We start from the raw sequence: 19,624 nt of genomic DNA, 5'->3' as shown, positions 1-19,624 counted from the left end.
GTTAGTGTCTATCGAACAATCGGGAGGTAAGAAATAAATGGCAGAGAAGCGTCATGTAGTTTTAGGATTAAGCGACCAAAAGGTATTGGAAATGTATGAGACGATGCTTTTGGCCCGACGCATTGATGAGCGGATGTGGTTATTGAACCGTGCTGGAAAAATTCCATTTGTTATTTCATGTCAAGGCCAAGAAGCAGCACAGGTGGGAGCGGCTTTTGCTCTGGACCGGGAGAAGGATTATGTACTTCCCTATTACCGAGACATGGGGGTTGTGTTAACCTTCGGGATGACACCAACAGAATTGATGCTTTCCGGTTTTGCTAAAGCGGAGGATCCGAACTCAGGGAGCCGGCAAATGCCTGGGCATTTTGGGCAAAAGAAAAATAGAATCGTAACAGGTTCGTCACCTGTTACCACACAAGTTCCCCACGCTGTAGGAATTGCTCTTGCGGGAAAAATGGAGAAAAAAGATCTAGTAACATTTGTTACTTTTGGAGAAGGTTCTTCTAACCAAGGGGATTTCCATGAGGGAGCAAACTTTGCAGGTGTGCATAAACTTCCGGTTATATTCATGTGCGAAAATAATAAATATGCTATTTCAGTCCCAATTGAAAAACAATTAGCATGTGAAAAGGTGTCAGATCGTGCGATTGGATATGGGATGCCAGGTGTAACCGTTGATGGTAATGATCCTCTGGAAGTGTATAAGGCTGTAAAAGAGGCTGCTGACCGGGGCCGCCGTGGCGAAGGTCCAACCCTTGTTGAAACAGTTTCTTACCGGCTTACTCCACATTCTTCGGATGATGACGATCGTTCGTACCGCGCACCGGATGAAGTGGCAAAAGCAAAAACAAAGGATCCGTTAATGACGTTTGGAGCCTATTTGAAGGAAACAAATGTCTTAAATGATGACCTGGAAAAAGAAATGAATGATCGTGTGATGAAACTGGTGAATGAGGCGACAGAATATGCAGAAAATGCTCCTTATTCTGCACCAGAAGATGCATTGAAATATGTTTATGCGGAAACGGAAGAGTAAGGGGGACGTAAAATGGCGATTATTTCATATATTGATTCAATCACAATGGCGATGCGTGAAGAAATGGAACGCGATTCCAAGGTGTTTATCCTTGGTGAAGATGTAGGGGTGAAAGGCGGAGTATTTAAAGCAACCCAGGGCTTATACGAACAATTTGGCGAGGAACGGGTCATTGATACACCACTTGCAGAGTCAGCTATCGCAGGAGTAGGAATCGGGGCAGCGATGTACGGGATGCGCCCAATTGCAGAAATGCAATTTGCTGATTTTATTATGCCTGCTGTAAACCAAATTATTTCTGAAGCTGCAAAAATTCGCTATCGTTCTAATAATGATTGGAACTGTCCAATTGTTATACGTGCCCCTTACGGCGGAGGAGTACATGGAGCACTCTATCATTCTCAATCAGTCGAAGCGGTTTTTGCTAATCAGCCAGGTTTGAAAATCGTAATGCCTTCCACACCATACGATGCGAAAGGACTATTAAAAGCCGCTATTCGCGACAATGACCCGGTTCTCTTTTTCGAGCACAAACGGGCATATCGTTTAATCAAGGGTGAAGTCCCAGCAAATGATTATACGCTGCCAATCGGCAAAGCGGATATAAAACGCGAAGGCGAAGATATTACAGTTATTACTTATGGTCTATGTGTTCATTTTGCCCTTCAAGCGGCAGAAAAATTAGCCCAGGATGGAATTTCTGTTCATATCCTTGATTTACGAACTGTCTATCCGCTTGATAAAGAGGCGATTATTGAGGCAGCTTCTAAAACCGGCAAGGTCCTGCTAATAACAGAGGACAATAAGGAAGGAAGCATAATAAGTGAAGTTTCAGCCATTATAGCGGAACATTGCTTATTTGAATTAGATGCTCCTATTATGCGGCTCGCAGGACCAGATGTCCCGGCCATGCCTTATTCCCCTACGATGGAGAAATTCTTTATGGTTAATCCGGACAAAGTCGAAAAGGCAATGCGCGAGCTTGCAGAATATTAAGGAGGTATGGAACTAGTGGCAACTGAACAAATTAAAATGCCTCAATTAGGGGAAAGTGTAACCGAAGGTACTATTAGCAAGTGGTTAGTAACTGTAGGTGATAGGGTAAATAAATACGACCCGCTGGCCGAGGTCATGACCGATAAAGTAAATGCAGAAGTCCCGTCCTCCTTTACTGGTGTGATTAAAGAACTGATTGCTGAAGAAGGAGAGACACTAGCCGTAGGGGAGATTATTTGTACAATTGAAGTGGAGGATAGCAGTACGCAGGACCCTTCTCTGGCGGTAAAGCCAAATACGGAAGAAACAAGTAGGACAGAATCTGCACCTGCAGCGGGTCAAGAAAATAAAGCACGCTATTCACCTGCTGTTTTAAAAATTTCTCAAGAACATGGCATTGATTTAACGAAAGTGTCTGGTACCGGTGCGGGAGGAAGGATTACTAGAAAGGATCTATTGAAATTAATTGAATCTGGTAATATTCCAACTGCCGACCAGAAGGTTGATACCATAAATGGATCAGGACAAAGGCCAGAGGTCAAACAAGATGCAGCACAAGCTTTCACTAGTCAGCCCGCAGCGCTTTCGTCCCCGGCGGCTCAACAGGCAGCAGTTCCTATGACAACTGGAGACATAGAAATCCCTTTAACTGGAGTGCGTAAAGCGATCGCAGCTAATATGCTTCGCAGCAAACATGAGGCACCACATGCCTGGACCATGATTGAAGTGGATGCAACTAATCTTGTGGAATATCGTAATGGTTTAAAAGACGAATTTAAGAAGAAAGAGGGTTTCAATTTAACTTTCTTCGCCTTTTTTGTGAAAGCTGTTGCCCAAGCCTTGAAAGAATTCCCACAAATTAATTCGATGTGGGCAGGGGATAAAATTATTCAAAAGAAAGACATCAATATTTCTATTGCTGTAGCCACTGAGGATGCTCTTTACGTTCCAGTCATTAAAAATGCAGATGAAAAGACCATAAAGGGAATTGCCCGAGAAATCTCAGAACTTGCAGTTAAAGTGAGAACAGGCAAACTAAAATCAGAGGATATGCAAGGCGGTACATTCACGGTAAACAACACGGGTTCCTTTGGTTCCGTTCAATCAATGGGAATCATTAACTACCCACAAGCAGCAATACTTCAAGTGGAGTCAATCGTTAAACGGCCTGTTGTTATAAACAACAACATGATTGCTGTCCGTGATATGGTGAATCTATGTATGTCACTGGACCACAGGGTATTGGATGGACTAGTTTGCGGCCGTTTCTTACAACGAGTGAAAGAAATTCTTGAAAATACATCAAAAGCAACCACAACTATTTATTAGCAATTAATTACCGCTGCCTGTACGGGCAGCGGTTTTTATTATTAAAGTTATTAAAGACAAGATGAAGAAATTGATTAACCTACTTTTTACAGTGGTTTTCATTGCTTGAAATCTATTTGTACCATAAAATAGAAATAAGTAGAATTAATTGAATTTTACTGCAATTCGGAAGAAAGGGGAGATGGAGTTGGAAAATATAAAAAATCAATCTTTTTTACAGAAAACAATTGATGACTGGCAGGCTAAAGCAGAAGCCTCTCTAAAAGGGAAAAAGATTGAATCCTTACATCGGCATACATATGAAAACATTTTTTTGAAACCGCTTTATATCCGAAAAGATGAGCATCCAGTTCCTAATTATTCAGGAGGCTCTGATTACCGACGAGGGATTTATCCGCTTGGATATTTGACAAATACGTGGAAGGTAGCACAGCAGTTATCTTACCAAACACCTGGAGAATTGAAAGAGAAACTTCATGAAGCCCAAGAAAATGGGCAAACTGCTATTTCCTTTAGGGTATCGGAAGAATTAATGGAAACAAATGACAGTCTTACGAGTGTGTTGGCAGGCCTCTATCATCAATATCCATTAGCGCTTAATACAAAAGGATGGCATTCAGCGATTCTAAATGTATTAGCAAAAATGGCAGAGGACGAAAATATGACTGATAAAATTACAGGTTATTTGGGTTCAGACCCGATTGCCCTATTTGCCGAGGAAGGGGCTGTTTCACGGGAGTTTATCGAGGAATGGAAGAAAGCTATAAATAAGTTTAGTCAAAGGTTTCCACACCTTAACACCATACTCATTGATATAACCCCTTATCATAATGGCGGAGCAAATGCCGTTCAAGAGCTGGGAATTGCCATTGCGGAAGGGGTACATTATCTTGATATCCTTCAGGATGGTGAAATGGACCTTAATTTAATTTTTAAAAAAATTGTCTTCCAATTCTCTATTGGAAGTAACTTCTTCATGGAAATTGCTAAACTTCGGGCAGCGCGGATACTTTGGAATCGTATAACTGAACTTTACAGTGCCAAAGATGAAGCTCGGGGGATGGTCATTTCTGCCGAAACCTCTACGTTTACAAAATCCTTACATGACCCCTATGTCAATCTTCTGCGGGCTGGCAATGAAACATTTGCGGCCGTCATCGGAGGGGTTCAATATTTACACGTTACTCCTTTTGATAGTCTTACAGTTACCACACCATTTTCAGAAAGAATCGCCAGAAATATCCAACTGCTCTTGAAACAAGAGGCACATCTAGAAAAAGTCATTGACCCAGCTGGCGGCTCTTGGTATGTGGAAGAGTTAACGAGTCAGCTCGCTGAAAAAGCTTGGGAATTCTTCCGGCAAATTGAGGGCCAGGGCGGTATATTAAATGTTTTAAAATCAAATTGGCTCCAGCAGGAAATAGAAGCAACTTATCTAAAAAGGAATTTAGATATTCAAACTAGGCAGCAAAGCATGATTGGAACAAATGTTTATGCCGATATAAATGAACCTGAACCAAATCCCAAGCCGAGGAAAATGAACAGTTTTTTTACAAATGGAACCTATTCATTGAGCAAAATAGAATCCATACCAGCACGGAGACTTACGGAGCCTTTTGAAAAGCTGCGAAGAAAGGCAAAGCAGCTCGAAGGAAAAATAGGCATCATTCCATCAGTAGGGATGATTTGCCTTGGCGAAATAAAGCAGCATAAACCAAGGCTCGATTTTATGAAAGGTTATGTGGCGGCAGGTGGTTTAAAAGCAGTGGATAGCAACCCAATCTTAACTTTAGAAAATGCAAAACAATTTGTCTTAGAAACACCTACTTCCTATTTCTGCTTTTGTGGAACAAATGAACAGTACGAGCTAGCCGGTAGAGACATTCTAACAGCTTTAAAATCTGAATTTCCAGAACGTATATTTTACTTAGCTGGGCTCCCTGAAATAGAAAAACAGTCCCAGTGGAAGAGTTTGGGTATTAAGCAGTTCATTCATGCAGGTACTAATTGCTATGAAACTCTATCAGATATCCTTACTGATATGGAGGTGAACACGGTTGAAGAAACAAAAGCCTAATTTTCAAATTATTCCATTGTTTGCTGACCAAAAATTCATGACAAAAAGAGAGTGGGAAGAGAAAGTTAATCATGAAATTTCTTCTTCCATTGAAGATTTGCTGTTTGAAACGAATGAGCAAATATACCTTAAGCCTATTTATACAAAAGAGGATCGTGTGGGTTTAGAACATATTGATGACCTTCCTGGACTGCCTCCTTATACGAGGGGACCGTATCCGACCATGTATGTGAATCGGCCCTGGACGGTGAGGCAGTATGCAGGCTTTTCAACTGCTGAAGAAAGTAATGCCTTTTACCGACGAAATCTAGCTATGGGGCAAAAGGGATTATCAGTAGCCTTTGATTTGGCTACCCACCGCGGTTATGACTCCGATCATCCTCGTGTAGTTGGGGATGTTGGGAAAGCTGGTGTTGCCATAGACTCCATACTTGATATGAAGACACTTTTTGCAGGAATACCCTTGGATCAAATGTCTGTATCGATGACAATGAACGGGGCTGTCTTGCCGATTTTAGCTTTCTTTATCGTAACGGCAGAGGAACAGGGAGTCAGCCAAGAAAAGCTTTCGGGAACCATCCAAAACGATATATTAAAAGAATATATGGTTCGTAATACGTATATTTACCCACCTGAAATGTCGATGAAGATCATTGCGGATATCTTCGAATACACGTCCAAATACATGCCAAAGTTTAATAGTATTAGTATTTCCGGCTACCATATGCAAGAAGCGGGAGCTCCGGCGGATTTAGAATTAGCTTATACACTTGCAGATGGCTTAGAGTATGTCCGAACAGGTCTTAAAGCAGGCATCGATATCGATTCATTTGCACCAAGACTGTCCTTTTTCTGGGCAATTGGGATGAATTACTTCATGGAAGTCGCCAAAATGCGGGCTGCGAGATTCATTTGGGCCAAAATGATGAAGTCTTTCCAGCCAAAGAATGAAAAATCATTAGCATTACGGACTCATTCACAAACGTCAGGATGGAGTTTAACCGAACAGGATCCATTTAATAATGTTACGCGAACACTTATTGAAGCACATGCTGCGGCAATGGGGCATACCCAATCACTGCATACGAACGCCTTAGATGAGGCAATAGCCTTACCAACAGATTTCTCAGCCCGGATTGCTCGAAACACTCAATTGTTTTTACAAGAAGAAACAGGGATTACCCATGTAATCGATCCTTGGGGAGGATCTTATTATGTAGAAAAACTGACAGATGATTTAGTAAAAAGGGCCTGGACCCACATTGAAGAAATTGAAGGACTTGGGGGTATGGCTAAGGCCATAGAAACAGGTCTTCCCAAAATGAGAATCGAAGAAGCAGCAGCTAGAAGACAAGCGCAAATCGATTCTGGTAAAGAAACCATTATAGGGGTTAATCGCTACAGACCTGAAAAGGAAGAAGCGATCGATATATTAGATATCGATAATACTGCCGTCCGTTTAAAGCAAATGGAGAAATTAACTGCTTTAAAAGCGGCTCGAGATAATCAAAAAGTGGAAGCGGCACTTAATGAATTAACAAAAGCTGCTGAAACAGGGAATCAAAATCTATTAGAACTTGCTGTTAAGGCAGCCAGAGTAAGAGCAACACTTGGTGAAATATCTGATGCTATTGAGCGTGTGGCAACAAGGCATAAAGCCGTCATTCGTTCGATTAGCGGTGTGTATAGTACAGCCTTTAGCAATGAGGAAGAGATCATTGAAGTGAAGAAAATGACAGATGATTTTCTTGAGAATGAAGGGAGACGGCCAAGAATCCTTATTGCGAAAATGGGTCAGGATGGTCATGATCGGGGGGCAAAGGTCATCGCCACTGCTTTCGCGGATTTAGGCTTTGATGTAGACATAAGTCCGCTGTTTCAAACGCCAGAAGAGACTGCTATTCAAGCCGTTGAAAATGATGTTCATGTAGTGGGCATGAGCTCGCTTGCAGCAGGTCATAAAACACTGCTGCCTCAACTAGTGGATGAACTGAAAAAAATGGGCCGAGAGGATATTCTGGTTGTCGTCGGCGGTGTCATCCCTTCCCAAGATTATCAATTTTTATATGACCATGGTGCAGCGGCCATTTTCGGACCGGGAACCATCATTCCTGTTGCTGCTCAAAAAGTGATTAGGGAGATTTATATAAAACTCGGTTATGAGGAAGTGTCGCAATAAATGGGAAAGGATCATAAACCGGAATGGAGTGACCCTAATAATCCTGACAGCTGTCTAAGCATCGTGCGACGAGGCAAGGAGCTTGAAAGTCAAACTGTCTCTTTTGAAAAAAATGTACGCTTTCAAAAACGAAATTCCACAGAACCGTCCATTGATGTTCTTTATGATGGGGTGCTGAAGGGTGACCGAAGCCTGCTTGCTCGAGCGATTACACTTGTAGAAAGTAATGCTGATCAGCATTTTCAAAAAGCTCAGCAGCTGTTGAAGATGCTCCTGCCCAAAACTGGTAAATCAATTCGTATCGGTATAACCGGTGTTCCAGGTGCAGGAAAGAGTACCTTTATTGAGGCTTTTGGTATACATTTGTGCAACCTAGGGTATCGGGTTGCTGTATTGGCTATTGATCCAAGTTCAAGTATCTCTGGCGGCAGTATTCTGGGCGACAAGACTAGAATGGAACAGTTATCAAGAAATGAGAACGCCTTTATTCGCCCGTCGCCAACAGGAGGGAAACTGGGCGGTGTACACAGAAAAACAAGAGAAGCAATGTTAATTTGTGAGTCGGCCGGATTCGATATTATTATAGTTGAAACGGTTGGTGTGGGACAAAGCGAAGTAATTATCAGAGATATGGTTGATCTTTTCATTTTGCTTGTTTTGACAGGAGCGGGCGATGAGCTTCAAGGAATGAAGAAGGGGATTATGGAACTAGCTGATATCATCCTTGTTCATAAGGCTGATGGAGCGAATAAACAGATAGCTGAACAAACCAGACAGGAATACAACCGAATTCTCCACTTCCTTCAGCCAGCTACAAAAGGTTGGAATACAAAGGCCTATACTTGCTCTTCGATAACTCTTGAGGGAATTAACGAAATCTGGGGTGTTATTCAATCCTTTGCAAAAACCGGAAAATCTTCAGGAGTTTTTGAGGAAAGAAGAAGAATACAAGCCAGGGAATGGTTTTATTCAATGATAACGGATCAGCTCCAATTTCTCTTTTACCATCATAAAGAGGTTAAAAGTGCTCTTCCTAAGCTTGAAAATGAAGTGATTTCTGGGGAAATGACTGTAGCTGCAGCTGTAGAGACATTATTTAAAAACTTTTTTTCAGAAACAAAAAGTTAACTTTACTAGTGAAAAAAATTCTGGCCACGGGCATTGGTGAGTGCAAATCGTGGAGACGCTTTGGCCCAATAGATTTCATTTCATTTGTAGAAAACACATTTTAACTGTTATTATATAGTTATATACGGAATATAAGGAGTGTGTTTTGATGAGTATGAATTTTAACTTTTTCATGAATGATGTAGTTAATCAGGCACGTCAAGAAATTGCCGCTGCTGGGTATAAAGAACTTAAAACACCTGCAGAAGTAGAGGATGCCTTTGCTCAAAAAGGAACCACATTAGTGATGATTAATTCAGTGTGCGGATGTGCAGGCGGCATTGCACGCCCAGCAGCAGCACATGCGCTTCATAATGATAAACGCCCTGACCATCTGGTTACAGTATTTGCTGGGCAGGATAAGGAGGCAACCGAAACAGCTAGAAGCTATTTCACAGGTTATCCACCTTCCTCCCCATCTTTTGCTTTGTTAAAAGACGGTAAGATACTGACCATGATTGAAAGACATCAAATTGAGGGCTTTGATCCTGCAACAGTAGTGGCAAAGCTTCAAAGTGAATTTGATCAGTATTGTGAAGAAGTATAAGGAGTAAATAAATTAAGGTCAAATCGTGAAATGATTTGATCTTTTTTTATTGTCTAAATACATTTTTTAGTGTATATTTATTAATTATTTTGTAACTTTAATCATAAACTCAGAGGTGTTTTGACATGAAGGAATTATTGAAAAATAAATTAGAAGCTATACAAAACAGATTATGGGAGATTAATGATATATTGTATTATCAACCAGAGCTGGGTGATGAAGAATTTGAATCTATGAAACTTTTAGTGGAATTCCTTGAGCAACATCAATTTTCAGTCGAAAAAGGTATCGTTGGCCGTCCTACTGCCTTTAAAGCAGTTTATGATAGTAAGAAAGAGGGACCTACTATTGCCTATTTGTCTGAATATGATGCCTTGCCGGAGGTTGGACATGGGTGCGGTCATAATATGATTGGAACTATGAGTGCTGGCGCAGGAGTTCTCTTAAGTAAAGTCGTCGAAGAAATTGGCGGCCGTGTGATCGTATTAGGTACACCTGCAGAAGAAACAAATGGCGCTAAAGTACCGATGGCTGAGCAAGGAGTATTTGACGACATTGATGCAGCGATGATTTTGCACCCTGCAGATGAATCCTATGAGAGTGGTGATTCGTTAGCGATGGACGCTATTCAATTTGACTTCCGTGGCAGAACGAGTCATGCCGCAGCATCGCCAGAAAAGGGAATTAATGCATTGGATGCTGTTATTCAATTATTTAACGGGATCAATGCTCTGCGTCAACACGTTACTTCAGATGTTAGAATCCATGGGATTATTAAAGAAGGCGGTGTAGCTGCCAACATTGTTCCAGACAAAGCAATAGCTCAATTTTATGTCCGAGCAAAGGACCGAAACTACCTAAACGAGGTTGTTCAAAAGGTAATTAGTGTTGCGAAAGGTGCATCGTCAATGACAGGTGCAGATGTTCACATTGAAAACTATGAGCTGAGTTACGACAATATGGTTACGAACCAAACCTTATCCCAATTATTTACAAACAATCTATTAACAACGGGTGTTAAGCAAGTGAAGAAAGCGAAGGAATCTTATGGTTCCATTGATATGGGAAATGTTAGTCACGTCGTTCCAGCCATTCATCCCTATATTGGTCTTGATTCGCCTGGACTGATTGCGCATACGAGGGAATTTGCCGACTTAACAATCACTGACAACTCTCACAAAATTCTAGCTAGAGGTGCTTTGGCCCTTGCGCTTACGGGATATGATTTAATCACAAATAAAGAAGTATTTGAAAAAATGAAAAATGAATTTCGTCAGGCGTAGATAATGGAAAACTGACCTCTGAAGTACCTCTCCTTTGAGAGGTGCTTTTTTAGTGGATAAAATAATATTGGCATACCAAATTTTTAGAATATTTTTATATTAGAAAAACATCTTTTCAAAATAAGTAGGTTGTGTTATTATTCATTTTGTTGAATAAAAATCCAATATTAAATAACCAAATACTTATATAACACAGGGGGTTCCACCATGAAAAGAACTATTTTATTTTTAACATTAATTCTTACTTTAGTTGTTATGTCTGCTTGCGGTCAGAGTAATAAGGACGGGGCAACTGGGAAAAAAACAGCTGACAAGAAAGTATTAACAATGGCAACATCAGCAGATTTTGCTCCATTTGAATCAAGAGATCCATCAGGAAAGGTTGTAGGATTTGATATTGACCTTGCTAATGCTATTGCAGATGAATTAGGCTATAAACTAGAAATCAAGGATATGAAGTTTGATGGTCTAATCGGTGCATTACAAGCGAAGCGAGTAGATATGGTACTTGCTGGTATGTCGGCAACTGAAAAGCGCAAAAAAAATGTTGATTTTTCAACTGCTTATAACCATTCTGGTGAAATGTTCTTAACGAAAAAAGGTTCTACAATTAAAACAATTGATGATCTAAAAGGAAAAACCGTTGCAGTACAGCTAGGAACTATTCAGGAAGAAGGAGCTAAAACACTTCAGAAAAAAGTGGATTTTACGCTTAAGCCTTTAGATAATTCAACAACGTTGATTCAAGAACTAGTAACGGATCGTGTTCAAGTAGCGTACTTAGATAAATCAGTCGCAACAGGATACATGAAGGAACAGGGATTAGCTGGTTTTGATGATCCAACATCTAGTTCTCCAGGGATGGCTGTAGCTTTTCCAAAAGGCAGCAACTTAGTTGGTGATGTAAATAAAGCACTTCAAAAACTTGAAGAGAACGGAAAACTTCAAGAATTGAAGGATAAATGGTTAAAGGATCAAAAATAATTAGTAAAGACCAAATTCATTAGTTCGTTTTGATGAAGGTAAAGAAAATATTGAAGTGAGGTGTAAGGCATGAATTTGGATTTTAGCCAAATTGTGCCTTATATTCCTTTTATTTTAGAAGGAATATGGGTTACATTAAAATTTGTTATTATTTCCATTATTTTAGGTTTTATCCTTGGTACTATTCTAGCGTTATTTAAAATTTCACGTATAAAGGCTTTAAATTGGTTTGGTGACGCTTATACATCTATTTTTCGTGGTACACCATTAATTTTGCAATTAATGCTAATCTATTTTGCGATTCCGCAATTAACAGGTTATGACATATCACCATTTTTATCTTCAATTTTAGCATTTGGTTTGAATTCATCAGCCTATGTTTCAGAAATCATTAGGGCAGGAATTCAAGCAGTTGATAAAGGTCAAACTGAAGCGGCCCAAGCGCTGGGAGTTCCTTATCGTCTTATGATGAAGGACCTTATATTGCCTCAAGCATTAAAAAATATTTTACCAGCTCTTATGAACGAATTTATTACCCTAACGAAAGAATCGGCACTTGTATCGACGATTGGATATTTAGATTTGATGCGCCGTGCGCAAGTGGTGGGAGCTGATACTTATCGAAATTTTGAACCACTTATATTTGTTGGATTAATCTATTGGATTTTAGTAATGGTGCTTACACTGGCTGGTAAATGGGTTGAAAGGAGGATGAAATTCAGTGATTAAAGTTGAAAACCTCTATAAACAATTCGGGGAAAATGAAGTCCTAAAAAATATTTCTACTAGTATAGATAGCGGCGAAGTAGTTTCTATCATTGGACCTTCAGGTTCGGGCAAGTCAACTTTTCTTCGTTGTTTAAATTTGTTAGAGACACCGACGAAAGGAAAAGTGTGGATAAATAATCAAGAGATTACCGATAAAAAAACGAATATTATGAAAGTTCGAGAACAAATCGGAATGGTTTTTCAGCACTTTTATTTATTCCCGCATCTGACTGTTTTAGAGAACTTAACATACGCCCCAATGAAAGTTAAAGGGGAATCCCGTGATACAGCTGAAGCAAAAGCTCGGGAATTGCTTGCTAGAGTGGGTCTTACTGAAAAAGAAGCTGCTTATCCAAATAACCTGTCAGGTGGTCAGAAGCAGCGTGTAGCGATCGCACGTGCTCTTGCAATGGAACCAAAGTTAATGTTATTTGATGAGCCTACATCAGCGCTTGACCCAGAAATGGTAAAGGAAGTATTAACCGTTATGAAGGACCTAGCCCAATCAGGAATGACGATGGCTATCGTCACACATGAAATGGGGTTTGCTCGTGAGGTTTCAGACCGTATAATCTTCCTTGATGAAGGAAAATTATTAGAAGAAGGCTCACCGAATGAATTTTTTAATGATCCTCGTACAAGCAGAGCGAAGGACTTTTTAGAGAAAGTATTGTAAAAAGTTAACCTTACATCGGTCTTTTAAAAGCAATTTTTCTTGAAAAACATGTTTTAATAGGGATATGCTAAAGATGGTCTTTATGATCATCTTTTTATTTTTCTAATCTAGGAGATAATTTATGAAATTTCGCATCGGTTATCGGACTATTAAAACTGCAGTAGGAACAGCTTTTTCAATCTTAATTGCACATCAGCTGGGATTAAACAACTTCGCATCGGCAGGTATTTTAACAATTTTATGTATCCAAGTAACAAAAAGAAGGTCACTTCGTACTGCGTGGGATCGTTTTTTAGCATGCATATTAGCAATGCCTTTTTCAGCACTTTTTTTCGAGGGAATTGCTTATCATCCGATTGTTATTGGGGTAATGCTGCTCTTCTTTATTCCGATAATCGTTATGTTGAAAGCGCCTGACGGAGTAGTAACCAGCAGTGTCATTATTTTACACATTTTTATGGCTCACCATATATCATGGGCACTATTTTTTAATGAACTAGGAGTTATAACGGTTGGTATAGGTGTTGCACTACTCATTAACCTTTACATGCCGAGTGCTGATAAAAAACTCAGAGAATATCAAGTGAAGATTGAGGGGAATTTTAAAATTATCTTGTGTGAAATGGTAAGTTACTTAAGAATAGGTGAAAGCAGCTGGGATGGAAAAGAAATTACTGAAAGTGCCAAGCTGCTTGATGAGGCAAAAATGATTGCGTTAAGAGATTTTGAAAACCGTATACTCCGTGAAGACAACCTTTATTATCAGTATTTTAAAATGAGAGAAAAGCAATTTGAAATTATTGAACGCGTTTTACCAATTGTTACTTCACTCACAAGTACTGTGGAGCAGGGAATGATGGTGGCAGCTTTTCTTGAGGAATTATCAGAAAATATCCATCCCGGGAACACAGCTTATATTTATATCGAAAAGTTAAGAGTGATGAAAAAACAATTTGAGGAAATGGAACTGCCTAAAACAAGAGAGGAATTTGAAGTTCGGGCAGCACTCTTGCAATTAGTCAATGAAATGAATGAGTATCTTATTATCAAAAGCTCTTTTTATGTAAAAAAAATAAAACTGCATGAAACGAAGAAGGCAGAGGCAAACTAGGGGAAAAAAAGCAGGTGGTTGGATTGATTAAACTATTATCGCCTCTCCTCATGACTTTTTTTCTCTCACCACTTTGGCCATTGGGGCCAAATCCTATGCCTGGTGACACCTTCCTAATTGTAAATAAAACGAAAAATGAACTAGCGCTTATCAATGATAATAAAGTTCAAACGATTGTCAGTGTTGGCACCGGTAAAACGCAAGAATTAACGCCGGAGGGGCTTTTTACGATTACAGTAAAGGCGAAGAATCCATATTATCGTAAGAAAAATATTCTAGGAGGAGATCCCCAAAATCCACTTGGATCTAGATGGATTGGGTTTGATGCAAAAGGAACAGACGGCCGTACGTATGGTATCCATGGAACCAATCGACCAGCTTCTATCGGTAAATATGTCTCCCAAGGTTGTATCCGTACCCAAAATGAGGTGGTATCCTCACTTTTTCCATTAATCCCGCTTGGAACAAAAATATTGGTTACCTCCTCAAATAAATCATTTGAAGTATTAGCAAAAGAAAATGGAGCAATAAAATAAGAGAAGGGACTGTTCAATTTCGAACAGTCCCTTCTTATTTTATTAGGATAAATAACTTGCAATACCTAATAGGAGGGTTGAGGCCAACATGGCAAAAAGCATTAGATAGACAATAATTTTTCTTGTTTTCTTTTTAGACAATTTAAGAACCTCCTTCTTACGTTCATAAGCTTTATTCTTATTTTACTAGGAAAAGCCCAAATGAACAACGGAACTACTAAGCAAAATAGGAAGGATTTATGAAATATGTAACGAATAAAGTAATTGTCTGATTTATTTTAATTTTGGAACAGAGGGGAAAACATGATTAAAAAAGTCGACCATATTGGAATTGCTGTAAAGTCTCTTGAGCAAACGCTGCCATTTTATACGGATGTGCTAAAGCTTTCGTTGTTAGGGATCGAGGAGGTTGACAGCCAAAAAGTCAAAGTGGCTTTTCTAAAAGCAGGTGAAATCAAAATAGAGCTTCTAGAGCCAACCACAGAGGAAAGCCCGATTGCAGCATTTATTGCCAAACGTGGTGAAGGAATTCACCATATAGCTCTTGGTGTAACGTCCATTGAAGAAAGAATAGCTGATATAAAAGAACATGGGATCAGGATGATTGATGACCAGCCGAGACTGGGGGCTAGAGGGGCACAAATTGCTTTTATGCACCCAAAATCAACCGCTGGTGTGCTATTTGAGCTTTGCGAGAAAAGGGGATGAAGGGGTAATGATAGACATTTATGAAAAAATCAATGAATTGTATGATAAACGCAGGGAAGTAGAGCTTGGCGGCGGGGATGAAAGAATTGATAAGCAGCATGAAAAAGGGAAATTGACAGCGCGCGAAAGAATCGACCTGCTAGTAGACAAAGGAAGTTTCATCGAATTAAATCCTTTTATTGAACACCGAACCAACGACTTTGGTTTGGATGAACAAAAAGGTCCAGGCGATGGGGTTGTGACAGGCTTTGGAAAAGTAAATGGCAGGCCGATCTACTTATTCTCACAGGACTTCACTGTTTTCGGCGGTGCATTAGGGGAAATGCATGCCAAAAAAATTGCTGCAGTTATGGATTTAGCAGCTAAAAACGGTACACCCTTTGTTGGTTTAAATGATTCCGGTGGGGCACGCATACAAGAAGGTGTTGTATCACTTGATGGGTATGGACATATTTTTTATCGGAATGCCATATACTCCGGAGTGATTCCACAAATTTCTGTCATCATGGGACCTTGCGCAGGTGGTGCCGTCTATTCACCAGCGATTACTGATTTTGTCTTTATGGTTGAGAAAACAAGTCAAATGTTTATTACAGGTCCAAAGGTAATTGAAACAGTAACGGGAGAAAAGATTTCCCCAGAAGACCTCGGGGGGGCAAATGTTCATAATTCTATTAGTGGAAACGCCCATTTTCAAGCCGCTACAGAAGCAGAGGTCTTGGAAAATGTACGCAGAGTCTTGAGCTATCTTCCACAGAATAATGGAGAAAAGCCGCCGGTGCTAGAAGTGGAGGAAGAGAACGATTACCGTCCTGATTTAATGGATGTTGTGCCATTTGATGCCCTCCGCCCTTATGATGTTAGAAAGGTGATAGAGCAAGTAGTTGATGGCGGCTCTTTTATGGAGATTCATCAGAACTTTGCAAAAAATATTGTTGTTGGATTTGCACGTATTAAAGGTGAAACCGTCGGACTTGTCTGCAATCAGCCAAAAGTAATGGCGGGGGGCCTGGATATTGATTCATCCGATAAAGCGGCAAGGTTTATTAGGACCTGTGATTCTTTTAATATCCCCATAATTACATTCGAGGATGTAACCGGTTTCTTTCCCGGGGTAAAACAGGAACACGGCGGAATCATTCGCCATGGGGCCAAAATTTTATTCGCCTACTCCGAAGCAACTGTACCAAAATTGACAGTTATTTTAAGAAAAGCCTATGGCGGTGCATATGTGGCGTTAAATAGTAAATCAATTGGTGCAGACCTAGTATTTGCTTGGCCAAATGCCGAAATCGCCGTAATGGGTCCACAAGGGGCAGCTAATATTATATTCGCAAAAGAAATTAGCAGTAGTAAAAATCCTGAGCTAACAAGGCAGCAAAAAATTGAAGAGTACCGTCAAAAATTTGCGAACCCCTATGTCGCCGCAAGCAGAGGTATGGTCGATGATGTGATTGATCCCCGGGATACCAGAATAAAGATTATTCAAGCATTGGAAATGCTAAAAACAAAACAAGAGTCCCGGCCAGCCAAAAAGCATGGTAATATCCCGCTCTAAATTAACACTTATCTCTTTCATTTGATGATATAACAAATAAAGAGGTATACTGATATAAGAATAGCGGAAGCTCCTTGACCAGGGGCTCTAGCTAGATTTAGTGAGTACATAATTGGAGGGGCACAAATGGTTAATCAGGAACGTCTTTTGAATGAATTTTTGGAACTTGTCCAAATTGATTCAGAAACAAAATTTGAGACTGAAATTGCGAAAGTGTTAAAGAAAAAGTTTACTGAATTAGGTCTCGATGTTTTTGAGGATGATACAACGGCTATTACGGGGCATGGAGCAGGTAACTTGATTTGTACACTGCCTGCTGTGAAAGAAGGAGTAGACCCTATTTATTTCTCCTGTCATATGGATACAGTTACGCCTGCAAAAGGAGTTAAACCTTCCATAAAGGACGGCTATGTTGTTACAGATGGTACGACGATTCTTGGTGCTGATGATAAAACGGGTATAGCTGTGATGCTTGAAACGATCCGTCTGCTAAAAGAACAAAATATTCTACATGGTTTAATTCAATTTGTCATCTCTGTCGGTGAAGAGTCGGGCTTACATGGTGCAAAAGCGATGGATCCATCATTAATTAAAGCAAAATATGGCTATGCCCTTGACAGCGATGGCTTGGTCGGAAACGTAGTTGTAGCAGCGCCTACACAAGCAAAAGTAAAAGCGGTCATCTACGGAAAAACTGCTCATGCCGGTGTAGCTCCTGAAAAAGGAGTTTCTGCGATTACGATTGCCGCGAAATCGATTGCGAGGATGCCATTAGGAAGAATCGACCATGAAACCACTGCCAATATTGGCCGTTTTGAAGGTGGTCAAGCTACAAATATCGTTGCCGACCGTGTGGATATTTTAGCGGAAGCTCGTTCGCTTATCCCTGAAAAGATGCAGGCCCAAGTCAACAAAATGAAGGAAGCATTTGAAACCGTTGCAGAGGAAATGGGCGGCAGGGCAGAAGTCGATGTCGAAGTCATGTATCCAGGTTTCAAATTTGGCGAAGGTGACCAAGTGGTGGAAATCGCACGCAAGGCGGCAGCAAAGATTGGCCGCAGCTGTGAACTTCAACATAGCGGCGGGGGTAGTGATGCCAATGTATTTAATGGCTTTAATATTCCAACCGTAAACCTGGCTGTTGGTTATGAGGAAATTCACACCACAAATGAGCGTATGCCGGTTGAAGAATTATATAAGCTTGCTGAAATGACTATTGCCATTATCGACGAAGTGACGAATCAATAATCAAGCTAACTGAAGGAGAGCCAACCGGCCTCCTTTTTTGGTATTATAGAATTAGAACAAATGTTTTAAGGGTGTGTTCGTCATGAAGGAAATGTATCCGAAAAACGGACGAGTTATTTTACATGTAGATATGAATAGCTTTTACGCTTCTGTTGAAATGGCTTATGATCCTGAACTTAAGGGAAAACCGCTTGCCATTGCGGGAAACGTTGAGGAGCGAAGAGGAATTATTGTCACCTGCAGCTACGAAGCGAGGAAGTTTGGTGTAAAAACAACCATGCCGCTTTGGGAAGCGAAAAAGCTTTGCCCGCAGCTAGTAGTGATGAAACCGAATTTCGAACGATACCGGGCTGCATCGACCGCCATGTTTGAAATACTTAGACAATATACGGAGCTTGTCGAACCTGTCTCGATTGATGAAGGTTACATGGATATTACCGAAAGCTTTTCATTAGGAAGTCCCATTGAAATTGCTGAAAGTATCCAAAAAAGAATCTTAAAGCAACTGGATTTACCGTGCAGTATCGGGATTGCCCCGAATAAATTTTTAGCAAAAACCGCTTCTGATATGAAAAAACCGCTGGGAATAACTATCATGCGGAAACGTGATATTCCTACAGTACTGTGGCCCTTGAATACGAATGAAATGCATGGGGTTGGTAAAAAGACTGCTGAAAAATTACAAACAATTGGAATCCATACGATTGGCGACCTAGCTAAAGGAAATGAAATCCAACTAAAAACACTGCTCGGAATTAATGGGTTACGGATAAAAGAAAGGGCGAATGGAATTGACTTTCGACTTGTTGATCCTGAATCAGTATCAGAATTTAAAAGTATCGGAAATTCCACGACACTGCCTAGAGATATTAGCAATCAACAAGAACTGTTCCAGGTGCTTGAGGGATTGGCGGAGACCGTTTCGACGAGATTAAGGCGTAAAACAGTTATGGCATCCGCTTTGGCAATTACGATCCGTTATAAAGACCGGAAGACAATTAGCAAAAGTATGAAACTCCTTAACCCGATTAATCATCAGAATGATATTTCCACGTTTGCGAAGCAGCTGTTTTTAAAGGCTTGGAATGGCGACCCTGTCCGTTTGTTAGGAATAACTGGGAATGACCTGGTGGAACAGGATCATGCCTATAAACAGTTGGATTTATTTTCTTTTGAAAAAGATGCCAAAAAAGAGCCGCTCTTAAAAACCCTTTCCAGCCTGCGTGAAAAATACGGAAAAAATATTATTGAAAGAGCCGGTTCCCATAATAATGAACAAGCTGAAAATGTTGGAACGGGGACCAGCTTTAACAAGGATTTTTTACGTTCGTTTCCCGAAAAAAAGAAGGACGAACACTAAAAAGCTCCACTTTGCTCATAACAAAGGGAGCTTTTTCCGTTTAGGAAATTATAAAATT

Annotated in this window: 18 protein-coding genes; 17 read left to right on the top strand and 1 reads right to left on the bottom strand. The window is 40.2% G+C overall.

Translation table 11 applies throughout. The features are described 5' to 3' along the window. Positions 1 to 37 precede the first annotated feature (37 nt). The 13 genes from COD92_RS14555 to COD92_RS14495 all read left to right on the top strand — a co-directional run bounded on the left by COD92_RS14555 (position 38) and on the right by COD92_RS14495 (position 14,692). Positions 38 to 1,039: a thiamine pyrophosphate-dependent dehydrogenase E1 component subunit alpha gene (locus tag COD92_RS14555; protein ID WP_098530088.1), complete on the top strand. Its 1,002-nt coding sequence runs from the start codon at positions 38 to 40 to the stop codon at positions 1,037 to 1,039. A gap of 12 nt (positions 1,040 to 1,051) precedes the next feature. Continuing rightward, positions 1,052 to 2,035, top strand: a complete 984-nt coding sequence (locus COD92_RS14550; protein ID WP_098530089.1) for an alpha-ketoacid dehydrogenase subunit beta — start codon at positions 1,052 to 1,054, stop codon at positions 2,033 to 2,035. 15 nt (positions 2,036 to 2,050) lie between these two features. Continuing rightward, the gene (locus COD92_RS14545; RefSeq protein ID WP_098530090.1) at positions 2,051 to 3,364 is read left to right on the top strand and encodes a dihydrolipoamide acetyltransferase family protein; all 1,314 of its coding nucleotides are present in this window, start codon (positions 2,051 to 2,053) and stop codon (positions 3,362 to 3,364) included. A 181-nt stretch (positions 3,365 to 3,545) separates the two neighbouring features. After that, on the top strand, positions 3,546 to 5,441 hold the full coding sequence (locus COD92_RS14540) for a methylmalonyl-CoA mutase subunit beta (protein ID WP_255286634.1): 1,896 nt from the start codon (positions 3,546 to 3,548) through the stop codon (positions 5,439 to 5,441). A gap of 37 nt (positions 5,442 to 5,478) precedes the next feature. Next, positions 5,479 to 7,620: a methylmalonyl-CoA mutase gene (gene scpA, locus COD92_RS14535; RefSeq protein ID WP_098530119.1), complete on the top strand. Its 2,142-nt coding sequence runs from the start codon at positions 5,479 to 5,481 to the stop codon at positions 7,618 to 7,620. Next, positions 7,621 to 8,748: a methylmalonyl Co-A mutase-associated GTPase MeaB gene (gene meaB / locus COD92_RS14530; RefSeq protein WP_098530092.1), complete on the top strand. Its 1,128-nt coding sequence runs from the start codon at positions 7,621 to 7,623 to the stop codon at positions 8,746 to 8,748. Between the two features lie 148 nt (positions 8,749 to 8,896). Beyond that, a complete protein-coding gene (locus tag COD92_RS14525; RefSeq protein ID WP_098530093.1) occupies positions 8,897 to 9,334 on the top strand; it encodes a BrxA/BrxB family bacilliredoxin in 438 nt (145 codons plus the stop codon). 125 nt (positions 9,335 to 9,459) lie between these two features. After that, positions 9,460 to 10,617 (top strand): M20 family metallopeptidase, encoded by a 1,158-nt coding sequence (locus COD92_RS14520; RefSeq protein ID WP_098530094.1) that lies wholly within the window; start codon positions 9,460 to 9,462, stop codon positions 10,615 to 10,617. Positions 10,618 to 10,824: 207 nt separating this feature from the next. Next, entirely contained in the window at positions 10,825 to 11,601 is a 777-nt protein-coding gene (locus COD92_RS14515; RefSeq protein ID WP_098530095.1) for a transporter substrate-binding domain-containing protein, read from the top strand. A gap of 69 nt (positions 11,602 to 11,670) precedes the next feature. Further along, positions 11,671 to 12,330, top strand: a complete 660-nt coding sequence (locus COD92_RS14510; RefSeq protein WP_098530096.1) for an amino acid ABC transporter permease — start codon at positions 11,671 to 11,673, stop codon at positions 12,328 to 12,330. Then, positions 12,323 to 13,045 (top strand): amino acid ABC transporter ATP-binding protein, encoded by a 723-nt coding sequence (locus tag COD92_RS14505; protein ID WP_098530097.1) that lies wholly within the window; start codon positions 12,323 to 12,325, stop codon positions 13,043 to 13,045. Before COD92_RS14510 ends, COD92_RS14505 begins: the two co-directional genes overlap by 8 nt. 121 nt (positions 13,046 to 13,166) lie before the next feature. Continuing rightward, positions 13,167 to 14,156 (top strand): aromatic acid exporter family protein, encoded by a 990-nt coding sequence (locus COD92_RS14500; RefSeq protein ID WP_098530098.1) that lies wholly within the window; start codon positions 13,167 to 13,169, stop codon positions 14,154 to 14,156. A 50-nt stretch (positions 14,157 to 14,206) separates the two neighbouring features. Further along, positions 14,207 to 14,692, top strand: coding sequence for a L,D-transpeptidase (locus COD92_RS14495; protein WP_098530120.1), 486 nt, complete (start codon positions 14,207 to 14,209; stop codon positions 14,690 to 14,692). A 42-nt stretch (positions 14,693 to 14,734) separates the two neighbouring features. On the opposite strand, the gene prli42 is transcribed toward COD92_RS14495, so the two are convergent. Continuing rightward, complete coding sequence (gene prli42 / locus COD92_RS31985; RefSeq protein ID WP_176541180.1) at positions 14,735 to 14,833, bottom strand: stressosome-associated protein Prli42; 99 nt, start codon at positions 14,831 to 14,833, stop codon at positions 14,735 to 14,737. Positions 14,834 to 14,995: 162 nt separating this feature from the next. Between prli42 and mce the strand changes: the two genes are divergently transcribed. The 4 genes from mce to COD92_RS14475 all read left to right on the top strand — a co-directional run bounded on the left by mce (position 14,996) and on the right by COD92_RS14475 (position 19,566). Continuing rightward, entirely contained in the window at positions 14,996 to 15,400 is a 405-nt protein-coding gene (gene mce, locus COD92_RS14490; protein ID WP_098530099.1) for a methylmalonyl-CoA epimerase, read from the top strand. 7 nt (positions 15,401 to 15,407) lie between these two features. Next, positions 15,408 to 16,958 (top strand): acyl-CoA carboxylase subunit beta, encoded by a 1,551-nt coding sequence (locus COD92_RS14485; protein WP_098530100.1) that lies wholly within the window; start codon positions 15,408 to 15,410, stop codon positions 16,956 to 16,958. A 126-nt stretch (positions 16,959 to 17,084) separates the two neighbouring features. Then, positions 17,085 to 18,206, top strand: a complete 1,122-nt coding sequence (locus tag COD92_RS14480; protein WP_098530101.1) for a tripeptidase T — start codon at positions 17,085 to 17,087, stop codon at positions 18,204 to 18,206. A gap of 82 nt (positions 18,207 to 18,288) precedes the next feature. After that, positions 18,289 to 19,566 carry a DNA polymerase IV gene (locus tag COD92_RS14475; RefSeq protein ID WP_098530102.1) on the top strand — a complete coding sequence of 426 codons (1,278 nt, stop codon included), beginning with the start codon at positions 18,289 to 18,291 and terminating at the stop codon, positions 19,564 to 19,566. Positions 19,567 to 19,624: the final 58 nt, after the last annotated feature.

It is taken from the genome of Bacillus sp. AFS037270 (assembly GCF_002585305.1).
Note: the sequence above shows the minus strand (reverse complement) of the source record. Positions and strands in the feature narration are given on the sequence as shown.

What these genes read in the sequence shown, in the direction of transcription:
- COD92_RS14555 (WP_098530088.1), top strand. Translation starts at nt 38, where the DNA reads ATGGCAGAGAAGCGTCATGTAGTTTTAGGATTAAGCGACCAAAAGGTA.
- COD92_RS14550 (WP_098530089.1), top strand. Translation starts at nt 1,052, where the DNA reads ATGGCGATTATTTCATATATTGATTCAATCACAATGGCGATGCGTGAA.
- COD92_RS14540 (WP_255286634.1), top strand. Translation starts at nt 3,546, where the DNA reads ATGGAGTTGGAAAATATAAAAAATCAATCTTTTTTACAGAAAACAATT.
- scpA (WP_098530119.1), top strand. Translation starts at nt 5,479, where the DNA reads ATGACAAAAAGAGAGTGGGAAGAGAAAGTTAATCATGAAATTTCTTCT.
- meaB (WP_098530092.1), top strand. Translation starts at nt 7,621, where the DNA reads ATGGGAAAGGATCATAAACCGGAATGGAGTGACCCTAATAATCCTGAC.
- COD92_RS14525 (WP_098530093.1), top strand. Translation starts at nt 8,897, where the DNA reads ATGAGTATGAATTTTAACTTTTTCATGAATGATGTAGTTAATCAGGCA.
- COD92_RS14520 (WP_098530094.1), top strand. Translation starts at nt 9,460, where the DNA reads ATGAAGGAATTATTGAAAAATAAATTAGAAGCTATACAAAACAGATTA.
- COD92_RS14515 (WP_098530095.1), top strand. Translation starts at nt 10,825, where the DNA reads ATGAAAAGAACTATTTTATTTTTAACATTAATTCTTACTTTAGTTGTT.
- COD92_RS14510 (WP_098530096.1), top strand. Translation starts at nt 11,671, where the DNA reads ATGAATTTGGATTTTAGCCAAATTGTGCCTTATATTCCTTTTATTTTA.
- COD92_RS14500 (WP_098530098.1), top strand. Translation starts at nt 13,167, where the DNA reads ATGAAATTTCGCATCGGTTATCGGACTATTAAAACTGCAGTAGGAACA.
- COD92_RS14495 (WP_098530120.1), top strand. Translation starts at nt 14,207, where the DNA reads ATGACTTTTTTTCTCTCACCACTTTGGCCATTGGGGCCAAATCCTATG.
- mce (WP_098530099.1), top strand. Translation starts at nt 14,996, where the DNA reads ATGATTAAAAAAGTCGACCATATTGGAATTGCTGTAAAGTCTCTTGAG.
- COD92_RS14485 (WP_098530100.1), top strand. Translation starts at nt 15,408, where the DNA reads ATGATAGACATTTATGAAAAAATCAATGAATTGTATGATAAACGCAGG.
- COD92_RS14480 (WP_098530101.1), top strand. Translation starts at nt 17,085, where the DNA reads ATGGTTAATCAGGAACGTCTTTTGAATGAATTTTTGGAACTTGTCCAA.
- COD92_RS14475 (WP_098530102.1), top strand. Translation starts at nt 18,289, where the DNA reads ATGAAGGAAATGTATCCGAAAAACGGACGAGTTATTTTACATGTAGAT.